Source organism: Parasphingorhabdus sp., assembly GCF_036964565.1.
GTDB lineage: Bacteria > Pseudomonadota > Alphaproteobacteria > Sphingomonadales > Sphingomonadaceae > Parasphingorhabdus.
Genome location: NZ_JBALTN010000027.1, coordinates 1 through 3,005, shown reverse-complemented (window position 1 = coordinate 3,005; position 3,005 = coordinate 1). Strand labels below are relative to the sequence as shown.

General features: G+C 57.8%; 2 tRNA genes and 2 rRNA genes. All 4 read left to right on the top strand.

The features are described from left to right. Positions 1-134 (top strand): 16S ribosomal RNA (locus V7650_RS18030); the annotation flags it as partial. A gap of 222 nt (positions 135-356) precedes the next feature. After that, positions 357-433 (top strand) — tRNA-Ile (locus V7650_RS18025). A gap of 188 nt (positions 434-621) precedes the next feature. Then, positions 622-697 (top strand) — tRNA-Ala (locus V7650_RS18020). 355 nt (positions 698-1,052) lie between these two features. Continuing rightward, positions 1,053-3,005, top strand: a 23S ribosomal RNA gene (locus V7650_RS18015); the annotation flags it as partial.

Genomic DNA, 3,005 nt, shown 5'->3' with positions numbered 1-3,005 from the left:
CCATGGGAGTTGGTTCTACCCGACGGCCGTGCGCTAACCTTTCGAGGGGGCAGCGGACCACGGTAGGATCAGCGACTGGGGTGAAGTCGTAACAAGGTAGCCGTAGGGGAACCTGCGGCTGGATCACCTCCTTTCTAAGGACGATCCTGGCAGGCGGACATGTCCGCCTCGTGGATCGACTTGGCAGAGCATCGGTCAGATGCTCACATGACGGCCGGACCGTCCTCATATCCCTTCAGTCAGAAAGCCAGGATGCGGGTTTGAGTGCCGCTGCGTTGGGCCTTGCGGCCCTCGGCGCTGCGCCTTGCATCCTTCCACAGGAAGGCGGCATCCCGACGCTGTCGGGACCGGCTTGCGGGTCGGTAGCTCAGGTGGTTAGAGCGTACGCCTGATAAGCGTAAGGCCGGAGGTTCAAGTCCTCCTCGACCCACCAGAGATGGTGGCGCCCGCCCGACAGGGGCGCGGCCCCGGGATCCGGTCCCGGCCGTCGGACCGGATCGGCGGAGCGCATTGCCGGGCCGGATCGTGGGACCGCAGGCTTCGGGTGGGGTTCCGGAAGGCGTCGCGCGCCCCGTCGGGGGCGGTTGGCGTCCTTTTCGGGCCACCGGGAAACAGGCTTCCGGGGCCTTAGCTCAGTTGGTAGAGCGCCTGCTTTGCAAGCAGGATGTCAACGGTTCGAATCCGTTAGGCTCCACCATTTCCCCGACATGATCAGACAGCGCCTTGCGGTTCTGTCTCGTCCTGTCGGACGCGGGCCTTCCCCGGGAAGGCATTTGATATCGTTCAGAGAGAAAATCGGCGTTGTCGGCCGTTCCCGAGTGGGGGAGCGGTGGAAGCGGTCATTCCAGACCTGCGACCAACGACGACGTTGTCCAAGTCAAGTACAACTAACATGTGTATCCGTGCTGCGCAGCAGCCTCCAGCGTCGAGCTGGCGCGCCGCGAGGCAGGATGGATATGCGGGAATGTACATGTTTCTGACCGGAAGCGATTCCTGCGCGACGCAAAAGGGCGCAGGGCTGGAAGGCTGCAAGTCTTTCTTCTTCCGGATCAGATCAAGCGCGATAAGGGCGTTTGGTGGATGCCTTGGCAGCAAGAGGCGATGAAGGACGTGATACTCTGCGATAAGCCATGGGGAGCTGAGAACAAGCCTTGATCCATGGATTTCCGAATGGGGAAACCCACCTGAATGTTTGCTGTTGTGACCCTCGGGTCGTCAACAGTGTGCATGACCAGGTATCTTTGACCTGAATATATAGGGTTTAAGAAGCGAACCCGGGGAACTGAAACATCTAAGTACCCGGAGGAAAGGATATCAACAGATACTCCCCCAGTAGCGGCGAGCGAACGGGGACCAGCCGAGCCGTGAGAATGACCGGAACGATCTGGAAAGATCGGCCATAGCGGGTGACAGCCCCGTACGGGAAGTTCGATCGGACGTATCAAGTAGGGCGGGACACGTGAAATCCTGTTCGAAGATCGGGGGACCACCCCCGAAGGCTAAGTACTCCTTGCTGACCGATAGCGAACCAGTACCGTGAGGGAAAGGTGAAAAGCACCCCGACGAGGGGAGTGAAACAGTTTCTGAAACCGGACGCCTACAAGCAGTCGGAGGGATCCTGCATCCTGACGGCGTACCTTTTGTATAATGGGTCAACGACTTGGTCTGTCTGGCAAGCTTAAGCCGTTAGGTGTAGGCGCAGCGAAAGCGAGTGTTAAATGCGCGACGAAGTCAGACGGATCAGACCCGAAACCGAGTGATCTAGGCATGAGCAGGCTGAAGGTTGGGTAACACCAACTGGAGGGCCGAACCCACACCCGTTGAAAAGGGTCGGGATGACTTGTGCCTAGGGGTGAAAGGCCAATCAAACTCGGAGATAGCTGGTTCTCCGCGAAAGCTATTTAGGTAGCGCCTCGGACGTATCCCTCGGGGGGTAGAGCACTGCATGGATGATGGGGGCCCACAGCCTTACTGAGTCTAAGCAAACTCCGAATACCCGAGAGGATTATCCGGGAGACACACGGCGGGTGCTAACGTCCGTCGTGGAGAGGGAAACAACCCTGACCAACAGCTAAGGCCCCCAATTCGTGGCTAAGTGGGAAAGCATGTGAGACTTCCAAAACAACCAGGAGGTTGGCTTAGAAGCAGCCATCCTTTAAAGATAGCGTAACAGCTCACTGGTCTAATTCAGAGGTCTTGCGGCGAAGATGTAACGGGGCTCAAGCCACGAGCCGAAGCTTTGGATGCACATTTGATGTGCGTGGTAGCGGAGCGTTCTGTGATAGAGGACGCTGCCTCTTTTGTCTGAGGCGTCCATGGTCATCCGCGAGGATGACGGACAAGACAGCCAACGGAGGCAATGTTCTGACTGTGAAGCCGGGCCGTGAGGCATCCGGTGGAGTGATCAGAAGCGAGAATGTTGACATGAGTAGCGACAAACAGGGTGAGAGACCCTGTCGCCGAAAGTCCAAGGGTTCCTGCTTAAAGCTAATCTGAGCAGGGTAAGCCGGCCCCTAAGGCGAGGCCGAAAGGCGTAGTCGATGGGAACCAGGTTAATATTCCTGGGCCAGGAGATGGTGACGGATCCCGAAGGTCGTTCGATCTTAACGGATTGATCGGGCTGCTGAGGGGTTCCTGGAAATAGCCCTCCATGAGACCGTACCCGAAACCGACACAGGTGGACTGGTAGAGAATACCAAGGCGCTTGAGAGAACCACATTTAAGGAACTCGGCAAAATACCTCCGTAAGTTCGCGAGAAGGAGGCCCGGTTGGTGCGCAAGCATCGGTCGGGGGCACAAACCAGGGGGTGGCGACTGTTTACTAAAAACACAGGGCTCTGCGAAGCCGCAAGGCGACGTATAGGGTCTGACGCCTGCCCGGTGCCGGAAGGTTAAAAGGAGAGGTGCAAGCCTTGAATTGAAGCCCCGGTAAACGGCGGCCGTAACTATAACGGTCCTAAGGTAGCGAAATTCCTTGTCGGGTAAGTTCCGACCTGCACGAATGG